Here is a 24,943-nt window from a genome sequence, read left to right as displayed (position 1 = left end):
GCCTCAGCGCTTGATCTTGAGGTCCAGCAGGACCCGGTCCGTCTCCCAGGGAGAGATGATGCGGTACGGCACATCGTATTTCTCAAGGACGTCCAGGATCTGCTGGTCCTTTTCTTTTGCCTGCGGCAGGTCCGTCTCGGGGCGGCCGTCGACGGCCAGGAACTCGTCGTTGCGGCGCAGCAGGTAGTTGAGATTCTCATAGCGGCTGAATTCCTGCATGACGAGCGTGTCAAACGCCTCCGACGGCTCGCGGTTGTAGATGATGTTGAGCGGCAGCGGCGAATCGCAGATGGCGAAATCCACGCCGTATTTCGCGAGCGTGCGCGTGCGGTGCGCCTGCTCGGCAAACAGGTAGAGCTGGTCCTCGACGATATCCGTCGCCTGCTGATACCAGAGCCACTTGGCAAATTCGCCGACGAGTTCCGTGCGGTACCCCATGCGCTTGAGTTTCGAATACATATCGGCTGCGATCGTGCTCTTGCCGATTGCCGCGCCGCCGTAAAAATTGATTACCTTCATCTCAATCCCTCACGATCTGTGCAAATAGACTCCCTCTAGTGTAACATGCTGACGAAAAATTTCCAGACTTGACATTTGCCGGGACAAAAGAACACAAAAATGACCTGCCGGGGCACAAGGCATGTGCTGTGCTTCAGCAGGTCATTTGTTTGTCTTCCCGCAATCCGATTCACGTCGCAGAGACCGCTGCTGGCTTCGGCGTGATGAGTTCCACCTCGTGCTCCTCAAAGTACGACTGGTATTTCTCAGACGGCAGCCGGTCCGTGATGACGCTGTCGAGGTCCTTGAGCGCACAGTAATCCTTCAGCGAGGCCACGTCGAACTTCGAGCTCTCGATGAGGAGATAATGGCGGCATGGCTTCTCGATAAGGCAGCGCTTGACCTCGCACTCGAGCAGCGAATCATCCGTCGCACCATGCTCGAGGGATATCCCCGAGCTGGTCAGGAAGACCTTCGTGATGTTGTAGCAGGACAGGCAGCGGCGCACCTGCGGCCCCACGAAGGCCTTGGCCGGCAGGAAAAGGGAGCCGCCCGTCGCGATGACGTTGAGGTCCCGGTAGGCCGAAGCCGCATTGATGACATGCAGGCTGGCCGTCACAATGGTCAGATGGTGGCATTCCGTCAGGTACGGGATCATCTGCATGGCCGTCGCACCCGAATCGATGTAGATGACGTCGCCGTCCTCCACGCGTTCAGCCGCCAGGCGCGCGATGGTCTTCTGCGCCTCAGCATGCCGGCCCTTCGACGACAGCAGCGGTTCCACCGCCGCGCCTTCATCCTCGGCCAGCAGGATGCCGCCGTACACTTTCTGGATGAGCCCCTTCTTGTCAAGCTCTGCGATATCCCGACGGATGGTGTTCTTGGAAACCTTGAAGGTGTCACAGAGTTCATCGATGGAGATGTGATGGACTTGTTCTAATAATTCATAAATACGATTGATACGATCGATTTTCATGGAGTTCACCTGCTCGCGTTCCTATTTATCCATGGTCTGCGGTGCATGCGTCTGACGCCGCCGCCACGGACAGTTCAATCCGATTCGCACGTTCTGCGATATTTTATCATACTTTACATTATAGAAGAAAATCCAACAGAAAGCAATCTTAAAAACAAACATACGGTCGAAAGAAACAGGAGGAGGCCGTGTTCATGCCTTTTGCCTGGAATATGATATAATGGTGGTGGCGCTTTGGCGCCGCGATCACGAAAGCCGGGGATGCAAAGATGCGCCCCGCAGAAAGGATGGATTGCATGAACAACCAGACAATTCCCGCCCGCAAGGACTGCCCGGCCAATGAGAAGTGGCAGCTTTCCGATATTTACGCGACAAAAGAAGAATGGGCACAGGCCCGCGACGGCATCCGCGGCCAGCTCGACGCCATCCGCGCCTTTGCCGGCAGGCTCCATGAGCCCCAGGCCCTGCTCGACTGCCTGACGAAAGAGGATGAGATGGAGATCGCGCTCTCCGCCGTCTTTGCCTGGGCGCGCATGATGGCCGATACCGATACGGCCAATCAGGAATACCAGGCGGATGCCGCGAGCGTCATGCCGCTGCTCGACGAGGCCGCGGCCGCCACGGCCTTCATCGAGCCCGAGCTGCTCGCCCTGCCCGAAGATGTGCTCAAAAGCCTCCCCTCTGCCCTGCCGGGGCTCCAGAAGTATGCCTTCCGGCTCCAGGAGCTCCTGCGCATGAAGGCGCATATCCTGAGCCCGGAGCAGGAGGCCTTCCTCGCGCGCACGGGCGAACTGCGCAGCACGGCGCGCAACACCTACACCGTCATGGTCAACGCCGATCTCAAATTCCCGGACACGCTCGGCGAGGACGGCAGTCTCACGCCGCTTTCCGAGAGCCGCTACACCTCGTTCCTGCGCTCGAAGGACCGCGCGGTCCGCAGGGATGCGTTCGAGAAACTCTTCCGGACGTACCGCAGCTTCCGCAACACGTTTGCCTCGCTCTACAGCTCGTCGGTCAAGGCCAGCCAGTTCCTTTCAGAGATGCGCCACTATGAGACGATGCGCGAAGCCGCACTAGATGCCAGCAACATCCCGCTTTCCGTCTACGACTCCGCCATCCGCGCGACGCACGACTTCCTGCCCGAGCTCCACCGCTACATGAAAATCAAGCAGCAGCTGCTGAAGCTCGACAAGGTCCACATGTACGACCTCTACGTGCCGGTCGTCGAACGGCCCGCCGCCGCGTACCCGTACGGGCAGGCCAAGGGCATATTGAAGGAAGCCCTCGCGCCGCTCGGCGAGACGTATGAGCACGACCTTTTCGCCGGGCTCGAGGCGGGCTGGGTCGACCGCTGTGAGAACCAGGGCAAGCGCAGCGGCGCGTACTCCTGGGGCGTTTACGGCGTGCATCCGTTCGTGCTCATGAGCTGGAACGACACTTACGAGGCCATGAGCACGCTCGCGCATGAGATGGGCCACTCGATGCACAGCTGGTACAGCAGCCAAAAGCAGGATTTCGTCAATTCCGAATACACAATCTTCTGCGCCGAGGTCGCCTCGACGACGAACGAGAACCTGCTGCTCGAGTACATGCTGCAGCACGCCGAGGGCCGCGAGCGCCTCTACTTCCTCAACCTCTACCTCGAGCAGATCCGCACGACCGTCTTCCGCCAGATGCTCTTCGCCGAGTTCGAGCTTTTGACGCACGCAGCCGTGGAGAAAGGCGAGATCCTGACGGCCGACAAGCTCGAGGGCATCTGGATGGACCTCAACCGCACGTATTACGGCGAAGACGTCGTGCTCGACCCGGAGCTCGCAGCCGAGTGGAGCCGCATTCCCCATTTCTACCGCCCGTTCTACGTCTATCAGTACGCGACGGGCTACGCCGCGGCCATGACGCTCTCGCACCATCTGCGCACGAAAGGCGAGCCCGCGAGAAAGGCCTACCTCGACTACCTCGCGAGCGGCGGCAGCGACTACTCCATCGAGCTCCTGCGCCGCGCGGGCGTCGACATGATGAGCACGGAGCCCTTTGCCATCACGTTCGAGAAATTCCGCCAGTGCCTCGACGAACTCGAGGCGGCCTGCGCCGAGTGATACCAGGCCTTCGCGCTATACCGGCAAATTTCGGCAGGGTGTCAAGGAAAAATACTTGCAACCTGCCTGAAATTATGCTAGAATACTTATATTGTGTTCAGGGGTCCCGTGCCTCTGCAAGAAAATAAGGAGGTGTAACACATGGCAAGTGTTTGCGAAGTTTGTGCAAAAGGTGAGCTGTCTGGCAACAACGTCAGCCATTCCCATCTCAAGACGAAGCGTGCCTGGAAACCGAACATCCAGCGTGTCCGCGCTGTTGTTGACGGCGAGGTAAAACGTATCAATGTCTGCACGCGCTGCCTGCGTTCCGGCAAGGTTCAGCGTGCCCTCTGATTTGCGCATAATATCAGAAGCTGATATATCATAAAATGAGCTCATCCCTATCGAGCAGGGGTGAGCTCATTTTATTTATGCAGGGCCGGCCGTTTACCGGTGCCGGTGCCCCTTGTCCTTGTACATCTCGCGGTCGACCTTCGTGATGACCGCATCCATATCAAGAATGGGCGTCAGGAGCACGAGCGACCCGAGCGCCACGCTCACATGATGCGCAGCAAATGACTCGCGCATGGTCTGGACGAGCGAAGCCGTGCGCATCTCATCGATATCTTCGACGATCATGAGGAATTCGTCGCCGCCCATGCGGAAGACATGGCCGCCCCCCGCTTCCCGCTGCGCCTTGAGCATGATGCCGGCCACCGTCTTGATGAGCTGGTCGCCCGCCTCGTGGCCGTGTTCGTCGTTCATGCGCTTGAGCCCGTTGACATCGCCGAAGATGAAGGCACACGAGATGCCCTTCGGCAATTCGTTGAAGTAGTTGTTGAGGCCGCGGCGGTTCATGAGCCCCGTCATCTGGTCGCGCAGGCCCATGTGTTCGAGCTCGCGCACGGCGTCGCGGTTGCGGATCATGATGGCGATGAAGCGGCTCAGCGTCATCATGAGATAGCTCGACGCCTGGAAGAGATCCTGCTTCGGATTGACGATCTGCAGATGGCCGATGATCTTCTCCGAGAGCTTGAGCGGCACGGCGATGAAGCGGCGGATATCGGGCAGATAGCGCTCGACCCCTGGATTCTCTGCAAGGAATTTCTCGTAGTCGGGAATCTTCACGATGTGCTGCGCGCAGAAGCCATCGTAAAGATAGCACGGCACGAGCGGGATGTGCTGCATCATGGCCTTCTTCGGCTCGACACCGGCGCGGCACCATTCGTACGTATTGTCGGCGAAGCCCGTGTCGTCCTCGAGCTCGAAGATGGAGATGCGGTCGGCATTGAGCTCCGAGCCAATCTTCCAGAGCATCTTCTGCAGGCCCTTGTCGGGATCCTCCTCGCTCAGCGCGATGCTCAGGGCATCGTTGATCGAGGCCTCGCGGTAGAGGAGCTCGTTGCTCTCGATGTCGCGCGCCAGGTATTCGTTGAGGTTGATGGCCATCGAGAAGCGGTAGTTCTTGCCGCGCCACGGCACGAGCGTATCGCGCAGCAGATAGTCGATGCCCGAGAGTGTATTGTGGTATGTCCAGGTATAGAAGCTGTCGCGCCGCAGCAGGTGATTCGTGCAGAACTCACACGGCTCCCTGCCGCCCACGATGACCTCGTAGCATTTCTTGCCCGCACATGAGAAGTCCTCGGGCAGATGGAAGTCGCGGACTACGGCCTGATTGATGTAGACGAGGTCGTACGTCTCCGGGTCGCACATGTAGACGCGTTCGTCCATGTGGTCGAATTTCTCGCGGTCAAAGGCGATGCGGTCCCCGATGTAGATGGATTCGCCGAGATGGTCCTTGCGCGCGGCCTCCGCGCGCGTCACGAGGAGCTGCAGCAGGCCCTCGATGCTCTTCGTTTCCGAGCCGTAGCCCACGGCATACTGCAGGTAGAACGTGCACGGGCAGCCGTTGACATTGCGGATATTGTGGACGGCATTCGTGAGCCGGAGGATGCGATCGCGCAGCCTCTGCTCGTGGATGAGCTTATGGAAGCACAGGAAGCGTCCCGAGCCGATGTGCGCGACGACGCTGCCCGGCACGATGCCCTGACGGAACTCTGCGGCGAGGCGCTGCAGAAGTTCCCGGCGGAACGCCTGCCCGTACATGCGCACGGCTGCGTCGATGGCCGGCACGCAGAAATAGACAGCCGTAAAATCCTCGCCGTGCTGCAGGTAATTGTCGATGAACTCGATGCCCGCCATGAGCATACCGCGGTAATTGACGAAGCCCGTCTCCTGATCGCGTATCGCCTCCCGATAATCATCGAATGACTCGTCAAGTTCCTGGAAACGGCCAATCAGCCCGGATATCTTCCCCTTTTCATAAAAGGGATGCTGATCCGAGCGGATGACATGCGGGACGCCCTTCGCGAGGCATTCCCCGAGCTGGCGGTACTGCGGCCTCCCCTCCCCGATGACCTGTTTCTCCGACAGGACGAACGCGCTGTCGAGTATGTGCAGACCGAGCTCGTGATCCGTCCTGCCGATGATCTCGCTCACATCCTTGAAGCCGAAGAAATCCAGGAATGCCGCATTGGCCCCGAGGAAGCGACGCCCGCAATCCTTCCAGAACACGCAGGCCTTGTCCTGCACACTGTAGCTGCGCCAGAGCATGGCATCGCGCCGCCACCCTTCTGAAAGCTTCGCATCGGCAAACAAACCGTAAGAATCCGCAATCCGCTTCAGGCAGTCCAATGCGCCTGGCATCTGCTCGAGGATCATGGGCTGGACGCAGAGCAGGATACTCTGCTCGCTGATGTAGATCCGCACGGCATCGAAGCGCATCCAGTCGTAATTGCCGTCCTGCCGGCGGATGCGGAAGCAGCCGCTCTTGGACATCCTGCCTTCCGCGAGCAGCGTCTGACGGAACGACTTGACGCTGGCATACGCCAGGAAGCGGCTCCGGTCCGTCGGATAGACCATCCGGCGGGCATAGGCCGTCAGGAAGTCATGGATGCCCGCATGGATATCCCGATCCGGTGCCAGCCAGCTGTGCGTACCCACGAGTACTTCACACGTATCCTGCTGCAGATTCAGGAAAAAGACATTCTGATACATCAGACAGAGATTGCGCATGATCGTGTCGAAGCGCCGCACCTTGGCATAGTACTGGCGTTCCATCGTGACATTGTGGAACTGCGCCTGATAGATGGCCAGATGATGGTCAGCCGCCAGCCTGGAGAGCGTGACGCGGAAATACCGTTCATGCTCCGCAAACGTCATCGTCTGCGGCCGGCCCAAAAGCTCCACCTTCCGCCGGTGTTGCAGGAAGCGCACGCGGAGCGGATGATTCGCGGTGTGAAGCGCCTGATTCATCTGGCGGAGATCGCGCACGCCATACTCCCGGGAATGATTCCAGAACCACTCATTGCCCGCGAGCATCGACGGGTTCTCACCATCGAAGACGAAGAGGGCGACGGCCACATGCGCGGGGATGTCCGCGAGGCCGATCTCGTTGTAGAGCCGTGCCTCGGCGCGCGTCTCGAGCACGTACTGTCCCTTCTCGCAGCGTTCATGCAGCGTCTCCGGCGTCATGGGTTTGCCGTAATGATAGCCCTGGATGCGCTCGCAGCCGATGGCGCGCAGGAAGCGCAGCTGTGCTTCCGTCTCGACCCCCTCCGCGAGCGTGTGGATACCGATTTTCTTGGCCATGCGCACGATGGATTCGATGATGTCCTGGCTTTTCTGGCTGAATCGCTTGAGAAACACCATATCGATCTTGAGCATGTCGAACGGATAATCCTTGAGCACATTCAGGGATGAATAGCCGCTGCCGAAATCGTCGAGCCAGACGCAGTAGCCCGCGCGGTGGAATTTCTGGATGGCCCGGAGGAGTACGCCCTTATCGCGCACGACGGCCGTCTCCGTCAGCTCGAAGTGCAGGTATTCATGCGAGATGCCGTACCGCTCCGTCGCAGCTTCGACAATGGTGAACGGATCCATCTCAAAGAAGTCCAGCGAGGACAGGTTGACGGAAATCGGCAGCATCGGCAGGTCGTTCTCCTGCTGGTAGTGCAGAAGCTTCACGGCATTCTCGATCATGAAGGCGTCGAGCTCGTGGATGAGGCCCGATTCCTCCAGCACGGGGATGATGTCGCCCGGCGAGAGCAGCCCGTGCTGCGGATCATCCCAGCGCATCAGGGCCTCGACGTGGCAGAGCTTTCCCGTCAGCACCCGCATGCAGGGCTGCAGGTAAATCTGGATCTGCCCCTTGCGCAAGGCCTCGGAAAAATGCGTGAGGATGTAATTCTTCAACAGCAGCTGACGGCCCATTTCCTCGCGGTAGACGAGCCAGCTGCGCCCCGCATCCTTCTTGGCCGCATCGCAGGCCAGCTTCGCCTCGTCGAAAGCCGAGATCACGGGCGATTTGTTCTGCCGCCGGTAAAAGCGCAGACCACACTTGACCTCAATCCCCGGGGAATCGAGCAGGCGGTTCATCTGCCGGCAGATCTGCTCGACGCGCTCCGTCAGCCGTTCAGCAGGGGCCAGGGCGATGAAGCTGTCCGCGGCGAGGTGTGCAATCAGCGCGCCCGGCAGGGACTGGCTGAGCACCTTGGCCATGCGGCGCAGCACTTCGTCGCCCGCCTGGTAGCCATGCATGGAATTGTAGAGCTTGAAATTCGTGATGTTGAAGTAGACGGGGCAATGGATGCCGAAGCAGCCCTCCGCCCGGTCCTTCTCCGACTGCTGCAAGGCAGCCTGGTAGAAGGCTTTGCGCTTCATGAGGCCCTCCGCCTCGTCAGACTCGATGCCAATCTGACGGCTGCCGGCGTCAATGAGGCAGAGCGACCAGAAGGGCAGCCCGTCCCGCTCGATGTGGCGGACGTAGGCATCGACGCGGCGGATGTGCGAGGCCGCCGTGCAGATCTCAAAGTCGAGGTAGCGCACGGGAGAATCTGCCTGCTGCCAGCCCGCCATCTGTTCCGCGAGAGATTTGTAGCCTTCCGCCAGCACCATGCCGCGGAAAAGACCGCCCGTGAGCTGCCGGAATTCTTCCGCCGTCTCACACTGGTAGAGGGAGAGCATCAGATCATTGAACCAGGCAATGTGCTCGGATTCATCCGCCCGGATCAGGCAAAACGCGCCGGGCACAGCCGCCAGGCAGGAATCATCATTCCTCATACATACTCCCCCATTTTTTGCTTGCCAGACGGGCGATGCATCACCTGCCGGAGCGGCCGTCGCCGTCATAACCAGATCTACTGTTGCTCATCTGTATCTTGCGGCTGTCGTGCACGCTGCTCGATGCATATTGTTGAACTTATTGCTACATAATATACGACAAACAGATATACTTATCCTTCTGCGCAGCGATTCTTTTTTGTCATGTCCATGATACTCAGATGACGCCCGGCTTGATTTCCGTATCCTCACTGGCCTTGATGCGAGCCTTCTGCACGAGGCAGCTGCGCGAGCCGATGATGAACATCTCAAATTCCTCGACGTTCGGCAGCCGTGCGAAAAGCTGCTTCTTGGCGTCGAGTTCCGTGAGGTTCTGCGCGGCATCGCGCCCGTAGCTGTCGATGACGATGAGAAAGTACATGCCCGCCGGCAGATCGCGGAAGGCGTATTTGCCCTCCTTGTCAGTCTGCACATGGTAGATGGGCGCCCCCTCAGGAGGCTTGCCCGTGCGGTACCATTCCTCCGCCGCCTTGTCGCCGAGGTTCTCGAGGGCGTAGCCTTCATCAATCAGCCAGATGTCAGCCGGCTTGTCGTAGAATTTGTGCTTGGGCGCCGCAAGGTCCCAGCTCACGCCGCCTGCCGAGGCATCGGGCGCCGAAGCGATCTTCATGCCGCGCTCCGAGCCGTGCGTGTAGACGTAGCCGTGCAGGGAGCCCGTCCCCTGTTCAGCGGCCTGCGTGTCCTGCGCGATTTCAGCTTCAGCGGCCGCAGCGGGCATGACGCCTCCCCCGAACATCATGCCGGCCTCCAGGGCCATGGCCGTCGCCAGGATGCGCCAGCCGCGCATGACCGTTCTTCTCTGTCTCTTCTGCTGCTTCATATTCCTCACCTTCTCCTTCCGTTACGGCCTTTTCCATCATTATACCACAAACAGCAGGCACGTCCGCACAGAATGCACGAATATACCTGCTGTTCAAATTCCTGTCATCAGTCTGAAGGATGTTCCCTGCACAGGGACTGGAGCCCCGCTTCGTCGAGGATGGCGATGCCGAGGTCCTGTGCCTTCTGGAGCTTGCTGCCGGCGGCTTCGCCGGCCACGAGGTAATCCGTCTTCTTCGAGACGGAGCCCGTGACGCGGCCGCCGTGGCTCTCGATGAGCGCGGCGGCATCCTTGCGGCTGAGACTCGGCAGCGTGCCCGTGATGACGAACGTCTTGCCCGCGAGGCGCTCATCGACGGGACCTGTCTGCCGCTGCGTGAAGTTGACGCCGGCAGCGCGGAAGGCGGCGAGGATCTTCTGGTCCTCGGGGTCCTTGAAATAGCTTGCGATGGCCTTCGCGCTGATCTCGCCCATGTCGCGCACCGCGAGGATCTCCTCCTCGGAGGCCGCGGCCAGCGCGTCGATGGAGCCGAAGTGCTGCATGAGCTCGCGGGCGGCCGTGCGGCCGATGCCCGGGATGCCGAGGCCCGTCAGCAGGCGCTGCGGCTCATTCGCTTTGCTCGCCTCGATGGCCGCGAGGACCTTGTCGGTGTTCTTCTGCTTGCCGATGATACCCTTCTCGATGAGTTCTCCGCGCTTCTCCTGCAGCGTGTAGAGGTCGGCGATGTTCCTGATGTAGCCTTCCTCGATGAGCACGTGGATGGCGGCCTCGCCGAGGCCCTTGATGTCCATGGCCGTGCGGCCGACAAAATTGAGGATGTGGCTCTCGAGCTGGGCCGGGCAGTTCGGATTCTGGCACTTGATGTCCGACGTGTCGGGCTCGCGCACGGCTGGCGCCCCGCAGACGGGACAGGTATCGCCGATGACGAAGGGCTCGGTGCCGGCGGGGCGCTTCTCTTTAACGACTTCCTTGATCTTCGGGATGATCTCGCCCGACTTGTAGACGCGCACGGTGTCGCCGAGGCGCACGTCGAGCCCGTCGATGAAGTCCTGGTTGTGCAGCGTCGCCCGCTCGACCGTCGTGCCGCAGAGCCGGATCGGGTCGAAGACGGCCGTCGGCGTGATGCGGCCCGTGCGGCCGACCGAGAGCTCTATGTTGCGGATGACGGTTTCCTTTTCCTCCGGCGGGTACTTGTAGGCGATGGCCCAGCGCGGCACCTTGGCCGTCGCACCGAGTTTCTCACGGTCGGCGAAGCGGTTGAGCTTGACGACGGCGCCGTCGATGTCGTAGGCGAGGCTGCCGCGGCTCTCGCCGATGGCCGTGATGGCCTGCCAGACTTCTTCCGCCGTGCGGCAGACCTTGTAATTGTGGATGACCTTGATGCCCTGCGCCTTCATGAAGTCATACGCCTCGGTATGCGTCTGGAAGTCGCGCCCGCGGGCCGTCTGCAGGTTGAAGATGAAGAGCGAGAGATGGCGCTCCTTCGTGATGCGGCTGTCAAGCTGCCGCAGCGTGCCGGCCGCGCAGTTGCGCGGGTTCGCGAAGGGCTTGAGCCCCAGGAGCTCCTGGCGCGCGTTGACGGCCTCGAAGGCCTCCTTCTCCATGTAGACCTCACCGCGAATCTCGAAGTACGGCAGCCTGTCCCGAAGGTGCTGGCGCACGTCCTTGATGACGCGGGCATTTTCCGTGACGTCCTCGCCCTCCACGATGCCGTCGCCGCGCGTGATGGCGCGCACGAGCTCGCCGTTCTCATAGCGCAGGGCCATGGAGAGGCCGTCGATTTTCTCCTCGACGACGAATTCCGGCGCGTCGAGCTCCTGCTGCATGCTCGCGACGAAGGCGAAGATTTCCTCTTTCGAGAAGACATCCTGCAGCGAGAGCATCGGCACATCGTGCCGGACGAGCACGCCGGCCGTGCGCCGGGCCTGCCCGCCGACCATCTGCGTCGGCGAATTCTTCGTGACAAGCTCCGGATATTTCGCCTCAACGGCCTTTAAGCGCAGCATCAGCTGGTCGTATTCGTAGTCCGAGATCTCCGGATTGTCCTCATTGTAATAGCGGTTGTTGTGGTAACGGATGACCTTGCGCAAAAGCGTGAGCCCGCGCTTGACTTCCCGGATATCCTCCTTCGCCTCAAGGTCCTGGAAGTCAGGCGCACGCAGCGCGCGCAGGCGCTCGGCCTCCTCTGTCTTTCCTGCCATCAAAAATCCCCCTTTGCCGTAACATCACACGACGGCCTGCTGTCAGGCCTTCTCGATTGGCGCGTATTTCTGCATGAGGCCCTTGACGCCCTGCCCCGGGAACGCGATCTTGAGCTCAACTTCCTCGCCGCTGCCCTTGACCGAGACGACGGTGCCGATGCCCCATTTGCCGTGGCGTGCCTTGTCGCCGACCTTCCAGCGGATGCTCGTATCCGGACGGATGACGCCGGCTGCCGGCTGTACGGGATTCTGGCGCTTCTGCAGGGCCTCGAGCGCTTCGAGCGCCGACTGCGGCTTGCCCGCAAAGTGCGTGCCCGGCCCCATCTGGCTGGCACTCGGGCGGAAACTCATGAAGCCTGAGCGCTGCTGGGCGCCGTAATGATTGGCATTGGCAAAGCCGTAGGCGTTGGCGCGCGGCACGAGGCGCTCCACGTATTCGTCCGGAATCTCCTCGAGGAAGCGCGAGGGCGGATACGAGTTCGTGCGGCCGTAGATCGTGCGCTGGCGGGCATTCGTCAGGTAGAGCTTGCGCTGGGCGCGCGTGATGCCGACGTAGCAGGTGCGGCGCTCCTCCTCGATTTCTTCGGGATTCATGAGCGTGCGCGCGTGCGGGAAGAGCCCCTCCTCCATGCCGACCATGAAGACGATTGGGAATTCAAGGCCCTTGGCCGAATGCAGCGTCATGAGCGTCACGCGGTCGTCCTCGATGTCGGCGTTGTCGATGTCGGAGACGAGCGAGAGCTGCGAGAGGAAGGTCTCGAGGTTCGGGTTCTCCTCCGACTTCTCGAAGTCACGCGCGACGCCGATGAATTCCTTGAGGTTTTCGATGCGCGACTCATTTTCGGGCTTTCTCTCGCTCTCGAGCTCGCGCAGGTAGCCCGATTCCTTGAGGATGCGGTCGATGAGGTCATCGAGGTGCATGTTCATATGCGTGCTCATGAAGTTGAACAGGAAGGTCGTGAAGAGCTCGAGCGGTTTCTTGACGCGGGCCGTGATGCCCGGAATCTCGTCGAGGGCATCGGGATTCGAGATGACGTCGAAGAGCGTGAGCTCGTGTTCCTCGGCATAGGCGTTGAGCTTGCCGAGCGTCGTCGCGCCGAGGCCGCGCTTCGGCACGTTGATGACGCGCATGAGGCTCACGGTATCGAGCGGATTGTAGATGATGCGCAGGTACGCGAGGATGTCCTTGATTTCCTTGCGATCGTAGAACTTGAGGCCGCCGACCATCGTGTAGGGGATGCCCGTGCGCATGAACGTCTCCTCGAGCACGCGCGACTGGGCGTTCGTGCGGTAGAGGATGGCCATGTCGCCGTACGAGGCATTGAAGATCGTCTTCTGCTTCTGGATGGTCGTCACGATGAACTGCGCTTCGTCGCGCTCGTCCATGGCCTGATACGAGGTCAGCTTCTCGCCCGTCGGATTCTCCGTCCAGAGCTTCTTGGGCTTGCGGTTGACGTTGTGCTCGATGACGGCATTGGCCGCGGCGAGGATGTTCTTCGTCGAGCGGTAATTCTGCTCGAGCTTGATGACCTTCGCCTCGGGATAATCCTGCTCGAAATCCATGATGTTGCGGATGTCGGCGCCGCGCCAGCCGTAGATGGACTGGTCGGCATCGCCGACGACGCAGAGATTGTGGTGGCGCGCCGCGAGGATCTTCGTGAGCTGATACTGCGCGCCGTTCGTATCCTGGTACTCGTCGACGAGGATGTAGCGGAAGCGTCCCTGGTACTTCGTGCGGATGTCCTCGTTCTCCTCGAGCAGCAGCACCGAGATCATCAGAAGATCATCAAAATCCAGCGCGTTGTTGAGGCGCAGCTTCTGTGCATAGAGACGGTAGACCTCCGCGACCTTCTTCTGGAAGAACGTGTCGGCGTCGCGCTCCATGGCCTTCGGGCCCATGAGCTGGTTCTTGGCATTCGAGATCGCGTTCTGGACGCTTGCAGGCGTGTACTGCTTGTCGTCGAGATTGAGTTCCTTGAGGCACTCCTTGATGACCGTCTGGCTGTCCGACGAATCGTAGATGACAAAGTTGCGCTTGTAGATGTCCGTCGCCTCGATCTCACGGCGCAGGAAGCGGGCGCAGAATGAGTGGAACGTGCTGAGCCAGACATCCTTGGCCTTCTCCCCGATCATGCGGTCGACGCGCTCGCGCATCTCCGTGGCCGCCTTGTTCGTGAAGGTGATGGCCAGGATGCTGTAGGGCGCAACGCCCTGGGCAAGGAGATTCGCGATCTTGCAGGTCAGGACCTTCGTCTTGCCCGAGCCGGCGCCGGCCATGATGAGCAGAGGCCCGTCGGTGTGCTCCACTGCCTTCTTCTGTGCTGGATTCAGTCCGCTGAAAATATCCAAAATTTCCTCCTAAGTTCCTCTTGATGCTGAAAACGATGTACGCGACAGGAAAGCCTTCCCCCGATAAGGCAGGGGAAGGCTTGATGTCGTGCATGAAATTGCAGGGTCTGCGCCTTACTTCTTGGCGATGCGCTTGACGGCCTCGGAAAGCGGCGGGATGATCTGCTTCTTGCGGCTCATGACGCCCGGCAGATAGATGTGCGTGCCGCTGGCATCCTTCTTGAAGGCCTCGCCGATGAGCGTGCGCGGCGAACCGGCGAACAAGAGGTACGTGGCTTCCTGCAGAATATCCGTGACCATGACGAGGCTCATGTCGAAGCCTTCCTTCTCGCAGATGTTCTTCATGGCTTCGATGAGCTGCGGCTCAAGGTCCATGACCTCCTTCGGGTCCATGACGGAGATCTGGCTGACGATGATGCGGTAGTCGCCGATCTGGAATTCCTTGAGGTCGTTCTTGGCGATCTCAGCCGGCGTCATGTCGCCGATGCCGGAACCAGCCTTGAGCATGGCCATGCCGTACTCGTTGATGTCGACGCCGGCGATCTCAGCGAGGCGCTCGGCCGTCTTCTTGTCACGCGGCGTGCACGTCGGGCTCTTGAAGAGGACCGTATCGGAGAGGATGGCGGAGAGCAGCAGGCCGGCGATGGAAGGCGGAATCTCCACATCGTGCTCCCAGTGCATGTTCGAGACGATCGTGGCCGTGCAGCCGACCGGCTCGACGCGCGTGAAGATTGGCTCGCCCGTCTGGACGCCGCCGAGGCGATGATGGTCGATGATCTCGACGATCTTGGCTTCCTCGATGCCCTCTACGGCCTGGCCGCGCTCGTTGTGGTCGACGAGGATCACGCGGTCGCGCTCCGGCAGCATGAGCTGGTCGCGGCTCACGAGGCCGACGAGGCGGCCGTTCTCCATGACCGGATAATTGCGGTAGTTCGTCTCTTCCATCGTGCCCTTGATGTCGGAGAGGAGGTCAAGCGGCTTGAAGCAGACCGGATCCGGATGCATGATGCGGCGGATTGGCACGCACTGGTTGATGAGGCGTGCGACCGTGTAGGTATCGTACGGCGTCGAGAGCACGAACATGTGCTTTGCCTCTGCTGCCTCGATGACATCGGCCGAGACGCGGCCGCTGCCCGTGACGATCAGGCAGGAAATGCCCTGGTTGACAATATCGATGAGTGTCTCATCGTGGCGGTCGCCGACGAGGACGATGTCGTTCTCCTCGATGACTTCCTGGATCATCTTGATGGAGCCGGCGGCGATGCGGACGCTGCCCGTGATGAAATCGCTCTCATTGCCCGAGACGAGGACCTCGCTGTCCGTCGCGGCGATGACGTCGCGATAGCGCACGCGCATCTCGGAGAGGTGCTGCATGCTGAGTTCCTGGAAGTAGCGTTTTGCGAGGTCGGAAACCGTCACGATGCCGACGAGCACGCCCTTGCTGTCCGTGACCGGCACGGACTTGAGGTCATGCTCGCGCATGACTTCGCCGAGGCGGCGCAGCGTATCGTGCTGGCGGACGACGATCTTGCAGTCGAGCGTGATGTCCTTGACGCGCGGGTAGAGATCCGTCAAAAGCAGCGGCTGTTCCACCTTGAAGTGCTCCAGCGCGTACTTCGTCTCCGCGTTGATCTTGCCGGCGCGTGCCGGTACTGCATTCTCGCCCAGAGCCTGTTTCAGATGGGCGTAGCCGATCGCCGAGCAGATGGAATCCGTATCCGGGTTCCGATGGCCAGTGACATAAATCGGTTTCGTGCTCTTCATTTAAAAAATCCTCCTCTATTCGCAGCGGGGCAGTCCCCCGTTTGATACGACGTAGTCTATTATTCATTATACGCAAAAAATTCTTTGCCGTCCAGTGGGCCGCCCGGTCTTCTGCGGAAAAGTCGCCGGCCGGCCCGGATATTTTATATGGACATTTATCCATTTTAGGAGGTCATTATATTTTTATATGCAGATTTTATTTGACAATTTCCGGATATTCCCTTATATTGAGAGGGATTATTACATATAAAAGAAATAACTCCAAGCTATTGTCTTTAACGAATAAGCAATCGTTTACCCCTATCATACTACAAGGAGGAGCTCATGAAACCCGAATCATCTTCTGCCCTCGTCCCTTCCGACCAGCGGAATCCTGTCTACCAGATTTCCACCCTGCAGGCCCTCGTCATGGGCAATTTTTACGGCTGCCTCGAAGTCCAGGACCTGCTCACGCACGGCAACACGGGCCTTGGCACCTTCGATGCCGTCGACGGCGAGCTCGTCGTCATCGATGGCCACTGCTACCGCATCGTCAAGGGCGGCAAGGCCATCGAGGCCCGCCCCCACGACACGACGCCGTTCGCCAGCGTCGCCTTCCTCGACGAGGAGACGAACGACTCCCTCCGGTTCGATGCGCTGACGAGCATCGACGCCCTGCGCCACGCACTCGACGAATATCTCGAGAACCGCGGCCCCAACAATATGTACGTCATGCGCGTCGACGGCTACTTCCACTTCGTCGCTGCCCGCACGGAGCTCCGCCAGCAGGAGCCGTTCAAGCCGTTCGCCGAGGTCCTGCAGACGGATGAGGACCGCTTCCGCTTCAACTCCATCCACGGTACGCTGGTCTGCTTCTACTTCCCGAAGTACCTCGACGGCGTCAACACGCCGGGCTGGCACTTCCACTTCATTGATGACGCGCGCAAGGTCGGCGGCCACGTCTTCGACCTGCACCTCGTCAGCGGCCGCGCCATCATCAACAAGACAGACCGCTTCGTCCTCGACCTCCCGCACAACCGTGCCTTCCAGGAAGCCGCCCTCGACCAGGCCTCCAAGGACGAGATCCGCCAGATTGAGCAGGGCGCCGGCGACTGAGCCCGCTCACGCGGGACTGCCGCAGCCATATAACAAATGAAACGCCCCGTCCGCGAAGGATATTCCCTTCGCAGGCGGGGCGTTTTCTATGCAATCGAATCCGGATGATGCCTGCTGCGTGAGTCTCAGAACGTGTACTTCACGCCGCCGCGCCAGACGCGGCCGTCGTTGAAGAGATTGACACTGCGCTTGTCGAAGATGTTGTCGACGCCGAAATACGCCTGCAGACCGCTCCTGAATTTCTTGTTGATGACGAAATTCAACGTGTTGAGGTGCGTGACGCCGCTGTCCGTGCCGAGTTCATAGCGGTAGTTCAGCAGCCAGTCCTGCCAGAGCGTTGCCGTGATGCCGCTTTCCTTTTCATCATCGTAGGTGAGCATGAGCTTGACGTTGTGGCGGGCGCGGTTCGCGAGGCGTTCATCCGTCGTGCTGTCGACGGCGTCGAGGTACGTGTACGTGCTGCGCAGCGAGAATTTATCGCCGAGCCGCTGCTTCGCCTCGGCCTCGAGGCCCTGGATGACGGCCTGGTCGACATTATAATAACGGTACGTATAGAGTCCTGATGTGACGCCTTCGTATTCGTAGTCGATGAGGTCCTTGACCTTGTTGTGGAAATACGAGAGCTTGCCGGAGGTGCGTCCACGCTCGGCTTCGAGGCCGATGTCGAAGTTCAGCGCCGTTTCGGGGCGCAGGTCCGGGTTGCCCTTGATATAGGCATAGCTTGCGTGCGACCAGTCCATGTAGAGCTCGCTGGCCGTCGGCGCACGGTAAGCACTGCCGAAGTTCGCCTTGAGGCGGGTATTCCTGCTGAGCTGGTACGTGCTGCCGATTTTCGCCGTCACCTTGCTGCCGAAGACGTCGCTGTAATCCCAGCGCACCGAAGGGATCAGCAGCCATCTTTGCTGCGGCGTCCACTCATCCTGCAGGTAAAGGGCCGCATAGCGCATATTCGAGCGCCTCGAGCCGCGAATCGAGCATCGTCAGGCGGCGGAAATCGACGAAGCCCTTCTCCAGGTCGCTGACCAGGCTGTCGCAGAGGCGCTGCTCGCGCTCGTCCAGCTGATGCGCCATCATCATGATGGGCTTTTCGCCGCGGGATACCATCTGCTGATAGGCAGAAGGTTCCCTCTGCTGCATAAAGCTTAGGCCGCCGAAATTGCCGCCGGCGCCGCAGCCAAACGGATAGACGACGGCGCCGCCAGTGGAAGAAGCTCAGGCGCTCCGTGCCCTCTGCGAGCAGCTGGTCGCGGGCCGCGAGGTAAAGGTCGGCCTGCCCGGCAAGGTCGGCACAGGCGGGCACGCGGCCCGTGCGCAGGGCCTTCTCGAGATCGCTGCCCGGGAAGATGTTGAGCTGGTAGAGGTCCATGCCGTCGACATCGGCCTCCGCGAGCGTCCGGATGTCCGCGAGCCACGACGCAAGGTCCTGTCCCGGCAGCCCGTAGATGAGGTCGGCGATGATCGTCACATCCTCCCGGCGCAGAAGCGCCAGGCGCCGCAACACTTCTTCCCTGGCATCGATGCGGCCGACGCGGCGGCGCAGTGCCGTGTCGAAAGACTGCACGCCGAGCGAGATCCGGTTGACGCCGCCGGCGAGCCACGCCTCGATCTTCTCCGGCACGAGGTCGTGGACGCGGCCTTCCATGGTCACCTCCGCATCCGGTGCCAGATGGAACTGCTCCCTCACGGCAGCGAGCAGTCTGCCCGCGTTCGCCGGCGAGAGCGAAGTCGGCGTGCCGCCGCCGAAGAACACACTGTCAATCGTGGCCGTGCGGATCTGCTCCAGCTTCGCATCATGTGCGATTTCCTTGAGCAGCGCCTCGACGTAGGCATCCTCGGCCTGCTGGCGGCTGGCCTGCTGATAAAAGGCGCAGTAGAGGCATTTCGTCTGGCAGAACGGGATGTGGATGTAAACGGCATAATGAATATATTATGAACAGCATTCACTTTTTAACCTGCAAAAAAGCCCTGCCAGCCGCAGAAGGTATGGGCTGACAGGGCTTGGCCGCCACTTGGCGGCGATGGATTTTAATGCAGAATTAATGCGCTTTTATTTTTCGTTGGACTTCCGGAAGGGCAATTTCTCCTCGTCGGGCTCCGGGGCATCGCGCAGCAGGAGGTTCAGGAGGATGGCCGTGATGCTGCCAATCGTGATGCCGCTGTTGCAGATGATCTGTACCCAGGTCGGGAACTTGCTGTAGAACGTCGGCACGCCGATGGGAATCAGCGCGACGGCCACGCTGATGGCGACGACCATGATGTTGCCCTTCTTGTGGAGCTCGGCCTTCGAGAGTGCCTGAAAGCCGCTGGCGGCCACCATGCCGAACATCGCGAGGCCCGCGCCGCCCAGGACCATCGTCGGCACGCTCGCGACAACGGCCGCCATCTTCGGGAAGAGCCCGAGGATCATGAGCATGACGCCGCAGACGGCGACGATGTAGCGGCTGCGCACGCCCGTCATGCCGATGAGGCCGATGTTCTGCGCGAAGGCCGTGTACGGGAACGTGTTGAAGATGCCGCCGAGCGCCGTCGAGAAGCCATCGGCGCGCAGGGCTTTTGTCAGCATGCTCTCCGTCATCGGCTTGCCGACGATCTCCGTGACCGCGACGATATCACCCGTCGTCTCCGCCATCGTCACGAGCATGACGAGCGTCATCGCGAGGCATGAAACCGGTTCAAATACCGGATAGCCGAAGGCAAACGGCGTCGTGATGCCGAGCATTGCCGCCTCCCCTACGGCGTGGAAATCCGCCATGCCGAGCGCATCGGCGAGGATTGTGCCGATGACAAGGCCTAAAAGCACGGAAATCTGACGCAGGAAGCCGCGGCAGACGCGGTAGATGACGAGGATGATGGCGAGCACGACGGCTGCCATGAGGATGTGCTCCGGGTCGCAGTAGTCAGGTGCTGAAGGATTCGCACCGGCAATCCAGTTGACGGCGACCGGCATCAGCGAAAGGCCGATGACCGTGATGACGGAGCCCGTGACGACCGGCGGGAAGAAGCGCAGCATCTTGCTGAAGAAATTGCTGATGACGAAGCAGGCCACGCCGGCAAAAATCGCTGCACCGTAGACGACCTGCAGGCCTGCCGCCCCGCCGCCGTGCGTATTGGCGATGATGATCATCGGCGTGACGGCCGTGAACGTACAGCCCTGCACGATCGGCAGCTTGGAGCCGATGAAGTTGCGGATGCTCAGCGCCTGTACGATGGTCGCGATGCCGCAGGTGAAGAGATCGGCATTGATGAGATAGATGAGTTCTTCCGTCGTCAGATGGACGGCCCCGGCGAGCACGAGCGGCACGGCCACGGCACCGGCGTACATCGCCAGGACATGCTGGAAGGCGTAGACGAGCGTCCTGCCCCACGGCAGTTTCTGATCGACGGGATGGACGGCAGCAGCAGTATTCACGATGTTTTCCCCCTCAGTCTTCCGCGACGAAACGGACCTGGCCATCGTCAAGCGACGCGATGCTCGCGAGCGCTTCGAGGTGGTAGCCTTTATCGAGCAGGCGCTGATGGCCCGGCTGGAACGCCTTCTCGATGGCGATGCCGATGCCCGCGACCTTCGAGCCCGCTTCCTCGACGAGCTTCGCGAGGCCGAGCGCCGCCTCGCCGTTGGCGAGGAAGTCGTCGATGATCAGGATGTTCTCGCCGGCCGGCAGGAACTTCTGCAAGACGAGAACGTCCGAGTATTCCTTTTTCGTGTAGGAATAGACCTGATGCGTGTAGATGGGCTCATTGATGAGCGCCGATTTCTTCTTGCGCGCAAAGACGAGCGGCACGTGCATCTCGAGCGCCGTCATCACGCCGATGGCGATGCCCGACGCCTCGATGGTCAGCACGCGGTCGATATGGGCGTCTGCAAACAGGCGCGCAAATTCTCTGCCCATGGCCTGCGACAATTCCGGGTCGATCTGGTGATTGAGGAACGAGTCCACCTTGAGCACATTGCCCGGCAGCACGATGCCGTCCCGCTTGATTCTCTCTTCCAAAAGTTTCATGACGATTCTTTCCCCTCAATAAAATAAAACAAAAACAACACGGCTGTCTCAGACTCAGAGCTGGCCGATCATCTTGTGCGTCTGCGGAATGACGCGGACATCCCTGAGATACTGGAGTGCATACGCCTGATACGTGAGGATCTTCCCGGGGGCAGCCGCCTCGCAGCCGCCGTACGGCGTGACCGGCTGGATGATGAACGGCACCTCCGGCGCAAGCTCCGCCACGATGCCAACGGCCGTGTGGAATTCCGCGTCGCTCGTCTCGGCGGAGACGACGAGCTTGATGTAGAGGTCCTTCTCGCGTGCGAGGCGGATGAACGCCTTGTGTGCCTCCCACTGCGGCTCGCGCACGATGCTCGGCAGCTTGATGTCCATGCTGATGATGTCGACGATATCGAGGATTTCCTCGAGCTGCCTGTAGAGCGTGCCGTTCGTCTCGAGGAAGACCGGCGCATCGAGATGCTCCGCGAGCGCGCGGATGAAGGGGCCGTGCAGGAGCGGCTCGCCGCCCGTGAAGCTCACGGCCTGATGCGGCACGGCCTCGAGCAGGCGGCGGATCGCATCGGCGGCCTCGCGGACCGTCAGCGGATTCTTTACATGCTCGAACTGGCGCGAGCCGGCACTCGTCTCGACCTCGCAGACGGGATGGCTGCCCGGCGCATTCTCCGTATCACAGTAGCGGCAGTCGAGATTGCAGCCCTCGAAGCGCACGAAGACCTGCCGGCAGCCCACGTATTTGCCCTCGCCCTGGATGGACGAGAAAATTTCAATGAGATTTTCCTGCATCGCTTACTCCTTCGTATACGTCACGCTGGATTTCGGCGTCTCATAGACGGTGATGGCATGAAGATGGCTGTCGCGCACGAAGGCCTCATGCGGCTCGAGTTCCTCGAAGATGATGCGTGCGAGGTTCTCCGCCGTCGGGTTGAGTCCCGAGGCGAACGGCTCGAGCTCGTTTAAAAAGCGGTGGTCAAAGCGGTCGAGGACCGACTTGAGCGCCTGCTTGACGAGCTTGAAATCGACGAGCATGCCGAGTTCATCGAGCTCGGTGCCGCGCACCTCGGCCTCGACGAGCCAGTTGTGGCCGTGCAGGCGGTCGCATTTGCCCGGGTAATTGACGACGCGGTGGGCAGCCTCGAAGGCGCCCTCTACTTTTAAGGTATACATGAAAAATTCCTCCCGAAAACGATTGCAAAGAAACCTCCCTCATGCAAAGCAAGGGAGGTTTCACGCAATGCTGCGTTTATTCTTGTTTGTCGATGGACTTCGTGTTCTTGACGTTGCCCACGATATCGTTCATGCTCATGGCGCGCGTGTGCTGCGTATGGCTCCACTCGTGCTCGTTGCGGTGGATGAAGCCGAGGAAGATGATCGGGATCCACGAGTAGATGAAGACCGGATACAGGAGCATGTAGAGCCAGGACTTCCATTTGGCGCGAATCTTGATGAGGATGATCATCGGCAGGATGTACTGGCCGAGCATGATGGCCGTCATGAGCTGCGACGGCATGAAATTGTAGATATTCGTGTAGAACGGCGGGAACGCGAGCTGGATGTAGCTGATGACGATGAAGATGGTCGAGATCATCAGGAAGTGCGGCTGCATGAGGTAGATGCATTCATCCCACATGCGGATGTCCTTGTGCTTCCAGCCGGCTTTGAGCATCTTCGGGATGAAGCGGTTGCCGACATCGAACTGGCCCTGCGCCCAGCGGCGGCGCTGATTCCACGACTGCTTGAACGTCAGCGGCTTTTCATCGTAGATGATGGCGTCATGCGCCCAGCTCGTCTTGATGCCTTCAGCCATGCACTTCATCGTGAACTCCATGTCCTCCGTCAGGCAGGTTGCCTGCCAGCCGTGCTTCTTGAGGATCTCGGAGTCAAAGCACATGCCCGTGCCGCCGAGGCAGGCTGAAAGGCCGATGTTCGACTTCGCGAGATGCGAGATGTAGCAGATGACCCAGAACGCGATGGCAAACGTGCCCGACACCCAGGTATCGTACGGGTTCTTCGCATCCATGTAGCCCTGGATGACCTTGTCGCCCTTGCAGAGGCGGTTGTTCATCTCCATGAGGAACTGTGGATGCACGAGGTTGTCGGCATCGAAGACGCAGACGGCATCGTACTGCTTGTCCATCTTGAACAAGCGGTCAAACATCCACTGCAGGGCGTAGCCCTTGCTCTTCTTCGTCGGATGCGTGCGCACGTGTACGAGTGCGCCGGCCTTTTCGGCGATCTCCGCCGTGTTGTCCGAGCAGTTGTCCGCAATGACGTAGATGTCGTACATGTCCTTGGGATAGTTGAGCTGCTTGAGGTTCTCGACGAGCTGGCCGATGACGGCATGCTCGTTGTGCGCCGCGACGACGAGCGCGAACGTCTTGCGCGGGGTCTTGATCTTTACCTCCTTGCGGCGCCACATGCCGCAAAAGCCGATCAGGAAGAAGTAGAGCGTAAAGAGGAAAATCAGGATCTGCATTGGCACCATGATGATGTCAAAAGGATGTGTGAACAAAAACAATCAGCCTTTCTTTGCAAAACTTGCCAGCAGAGAATTGACGATGCCCAGTACCGCATACGTGCAGAATACGGCAACCGCAAGAGCCGCCAGGAGTGCCGCATGGCCGAGCCAGAGGATGGCGAGGAACAGGATGACGGCAATGACTTTCGAAAGCAGGTACACAGGCTCCGCTCCATCGCCCTTGAAGTTCGGATAATGGACATGGCTGACCATGAGCCAGCCGACAAAGGCCATGATGAGAGGGTACGCGATGCCGAACGTCATGGGATCGACGCCGAGCTCATAGAAGAGCAGCGTCGTCATCGCGACGATGTTGCCGCCCGCCGGGATGGCCAGGCCCATGAAGTAGCCGTGTACGACCGAGGCGTTGACGTTGAAGCGCGCGAGGCGCCACATGCCGCAGATGGCAAAGAAGATGACGACGGCCACGCCGAGCGGGCCGTGATTGTGCAGCACGAAGGCCCAGGCGAGGAAGGCCGGCGCCACGCCGAAGGAGCCGAGATCGCAAAGGGAATCCATCTCCTTGCCCATCTCGCTGGCCACGCCGAAGAAGCGCGCCGTACGGCCGTCCATGCCGTCGGCCACGAGGGCCAGCAGGATGAAGAGCGAGCCCCAGAAGAAATTGCCACTGTACGTGGAAAGAATCGAACACATGCCGAAGACAAGGTTCGATGAAGTACACATATTCGGTATTAACCTGCGATAATCCATCAGTCTTTTATCCTCCCGATAATGGTTTTGCCTCCCGTGACCTTCTGGCCCTTCTCGACTGTCACCGCGACGTTTCTCGGCATGACGACCTCGAGGCACGAGCCGAACTTGATCATGCCGTAGAGCTCGCCCTGCTGGAGCTTGTCGTCAAGCGTCACATACGAAACGATGCGCCGTGCGAGGATGCCGGCGATCTGCTTGACCGAGATGCGCACGCGGTCATTCTCGATGCCGAGCAGGTGATGCTCGTTCTCAAAGCCCACCGTATCCTTGTAGGCGGGGCGGAAGCGGCCGCAGAAGTACTTCTGCAGCTTGATCTCGCCGGCAATCGGGCTCCTGTTGACGTGCACATTGAAGACGGACATGAAGATGATGACCTTGTTGCAGGGTTCCTGCACAAATTCGTCCGACTCAAGCGGCACGATGTCCGTAACCGTACCGTCAGCCGGCGACAGGATGGCCGTATCATCGAGCACGATGTGGCGCTTCGGATTCCGGAAGAAGTAACAGAAGTACAGCATGAGGACGAACGGGATGACCGCCACGGCGGGATGAATCGACCAGGCCATGAGCAGGGTCAGCAGGAAACAGCCGCCGATGAACGGGTATCCCTCTGAAATAATCGGAGCCAAAACTCCACCTCCTGAACAAATCTTGAGTCATGACAGGGCCGTGAAAAACGGCCGGCACATGACATCACGCACAGACTTAGCAGGCCAGTTTGCACTGACCTGCCTGCTATCTTTCAATTATA

The 24,943-nt window shown here is 60.1% G+C and carries 19 protein-coding genes and 1 pseudogene; 3 read left to right on the top strand and 17 right to left on the bottom strand.

The genetic code is table 11. The features are described 5' to 3' along the window. Positions 1-3: 3 nt before the first annotated feature. The gene (locus DWZ54_RS03685; RefSeq protein WP_118474549.1) at positions 4-519 is read right to left on the bottom strand and encodes an AAA family ATPase; all 516 of its coding nucleotides are present in this window, start codon (positions 517-519) and stop codon (positions 4-6) included. 169 nt (positions 520-688) lie between these two features. After that, positions 689-1,474, bottom strand: a complete 786-nt coding sequence (locus DWZ54_RS03680) for a DeoR/GlpR family DNA-binding transcription regulator (protein ID WP_118014304.1) — start codon at positions 1,472-1,474, stop codon at positions 689-691. 296 nt (positions 1,475-1,770) lie between these two features. On the opposite strand from DWZ54_RS03680, the gene pepF reads away from it, so the two are divergent. Both pepF and rpmB read left to right on the top strand, forming a co-directional pair. Beyond that, entirely contained in the window at positions 1,771-3,570 is a 1,800-nt protein-coding gene (pepF, locus tag DWZ54_RS03675; RefSeq protein ID WP_233541607.1) for an oligoendopeptidase F, read from the top strand. Positions 3,571-3,711: 141 nt separating this feature from the next. After that, positions 3,712-3,903 carry a 50S ribosomal protein L28 gene (gene rpmB, locus DWZ54_RS03670; RefSeq protein ID WP_118014308.1) on the top strand — a complete coding sequence of 64 codons (192 nt, stop codon included), beginning with the start codon at positions 3,712-3,714 and terminating at the stop codon, positions 3,901-3,903. A 93-nt stretch (positions 3,904-3,996) separates the two neighbouring features. Here the strand turns inward: rpmB and DWZ54_RS03665 are convergent, their stop codons facing one another. From DWZ54_RS03665 to DWZ54_RS03645, 5 genes are all read right to left on the bottom strand, one after another. After that, entirely contained in the window at positions 3,997-8,670 is a 4,674-nt protein-coding gene (locus tag DWZ54_RS03665) for an EAL domain-containing protein (protein ID WP_158573602.1), read from the bottom strand. Between the two features lie 217 nt (positions 8,671-8,887). After that, positions 8,888-9,550 carry a carboxypeptidase regulatory-like domain-containing protein gene (locus DWZ54_RS03660; RefSeq protein ID WP_118474546.1) on the bottom strand — a complete coding sequence of 221 codons (663 nt, stop codon included), beginning with the start codon at positions 9,548-9,550 and terminating at the stop codon, positions 8,888-8,890. Positions 9,551-9,657: 107 nt separating this feature from the next. After that, positions 9,658-11,751 (bottom strand): NAD-dependent DNA ligase LigA, encoded by a 2,094-nt coding sequence (ligA, locus tag DWZ54_RS03655; RefSeq protein ID WP_118474545.1) that lies wholly within the window; start codon positions 11,749-11,751, stop codon positions 9,658-9,660. Positions 11,752-11,793: 42 nt separating this feature from the next. After that, positions 11,794-14,100, bottom strand: coding sequence for a DNA helicase PcrA (gene pcrA, locus DWZ54_RS03650; protein WP_118474544.1), 2,307 nt, complete (start codon positions 14,098-14,100; stop codon positions 11,794-11,796). 114 nt (positions 14,101-14,214) lie between these two features. After that, positions 14,215-15,864: a putative manganese-dependent inorganic diphosphatase gene (locus DWZ54_RS03645; RefSeq protein WP_118014318.1), complete on the bottom strand. Its 1,650-nt coding sequence runs from the start codon at positions 15,862-15,864 to the stop codon at positions 14,215-14,217. Positions 15,865-16,188: 324 nt separating this feature from the next. Between DWZ54_RS03645 and budA the strand changes: the two genes are divergently transcribed. After that, entirely contained in the window at positions 16,189-16,959 is a 771-nt protein-coding gene (gene budA, locus DWZ54_RS03640; protein ID WP_118474543.1) for an acetolactate decarboxylase, read from the top strand. 125 nt (positions 16,960-17,084) lie between these two features. Here budA and DWZ54_RS03635 read toward each other — a convergent pair whose 3' ends face one another. From DWZ54_RS03635 to DWZ54_RS03595, 10 genes and pseudogenes are all read right to left on the bottom strand, one after another. Further along, the gene (locus DWZ54_RS03635; RefSeq protein WP_118474542.1) at positions 17,085-17,906 is read right to left on the bottom strand and encodes a TonB-dependent siderophore receptor; all 822 of its coding nucleotides are present in this window, start codon (positions 17,904-17,906) and stop codon (positions 17,085-17,087) included. Continuing rightward, positions 17,875-18,096: a hypothetical protein gene (locus DWZ54_RS11995; protein WP_233541606.1), complete on the bottom strand. Its 222-nt coding sequence runs from the start codon at positions 18,094-18,096 to the stop codon at positions 17,875-17,877. Before DWZ54_RS11995 ends, DWZ54_RS03635 begins: the two co-directional genes overlap by 32 nt. A 322-nt stretch (positions 18,097-18,418) precedes the next feature. Continuing rightward, a pseudogene (locus tag DWZ54_RS12130) lies at positions 18,419-18,859 on the bottom strand (radical SAM protein); the annotation flags it as partial. 147 nt (positions 18,860-19,006) lie between these two features. Then, entirely contained in the window at positions 19,007-20,368 is a 1,362-nt protein-coding gene (locus DWZ54_RS03625) for a nucleobase:cation symporter-2 family protein (protein WP_370245731.1), read from the bottom strand. A 13-nt stretch (positions 20,369-20,381) separates the two neighbouring features. After that, on the bottom strand, positions 20,382-20,960 hold the full coding sequence (locus tag DWZ54_RS03620; RefSeq protein ID WP_118014322.1) for a xanthine phosphoribosyltransferase: 579 nt from the start codon (positions 20,958-20,960) through the stop codon (positions 20,382-20,384). A 54-nt stretch (positions 20,961-21,014) separates the two neighbouring features. Next, a complete protein-coding gene (locus DWZ54_RS03615; protein WP_118014324.1) occupies positions 21,015-21,746 on the bottom strand; it encodes a 7-carboxy-7-deazaguanine synthase QueE in 732 nt (243 codons plus the stop codon). Positions 21,747-21,749: 3 nt separating this feature from the next. Continuing rightward, positions 21,750-22,127, bottom strand: a complete 378-nt coding sequence (gene queD / locus DWZ54_RS03610) for a 6-carboxytetrahydropterin synthase QueD (protein WP_118474541.1) — start codon at positions 22,125-22,127, stop codon at positions 21,750-21,752. A gap of 76 nt (positions 22,128-22,203) precedes the next feature. Then, on the bottom strand, positions 22,204-23,445 hold the full coding sequence (locus DWZ54_RS03605) for a glycosyltransferase family 2 protein (protein ID WP_118014461.1): 1,242 nt from the start codon (positions 23,443-23,445) through the stop codon (positions 22,204-22,206). Positions 23,446-23,478: 33 nt separating this feature from the next. Beyond that, complete coding sequence (gene pssA, locus DWZ54_RS03600) at positions 23,479-24,189, bottom strand: CDP-diacylglycerol--serine O-phosphatidyltransferase (protein WP_118474540.1); 711 nt, start codon at positions 24,187-24,189, stop codon at positions 23,479-23,481. Further along, entirely contained in the window at positions 24,189-24,821 is a 633-nt protein-coding gene (locus DWZ54_RS03595; protein ID WP_118474539.1) for a phosphatidylserine decarboxylase family protein, read from the bottom strand. Before DWZ54_RS03595 ends, pssA begins: the two co-directional genes overlap by 1 nt. Positions 24,822-24,943 lie beyond the last annotated feature (122 nt).

The sequence above is a fragment of the Mitsuokella sp. AF33-22 genome (assembly GCF_003475755.1).
Classification (GTDB): domain Bacteria; phylum Bacillota; class Negativicutes; order Selenomonadales; family Selenomonadaceae; genus Mitsuokella.
The sequence above is the reverse complement of the archived record's forward strand: the minus strand, read 5'-3'. Positions and strand labels throughout refer to the sequence as shown.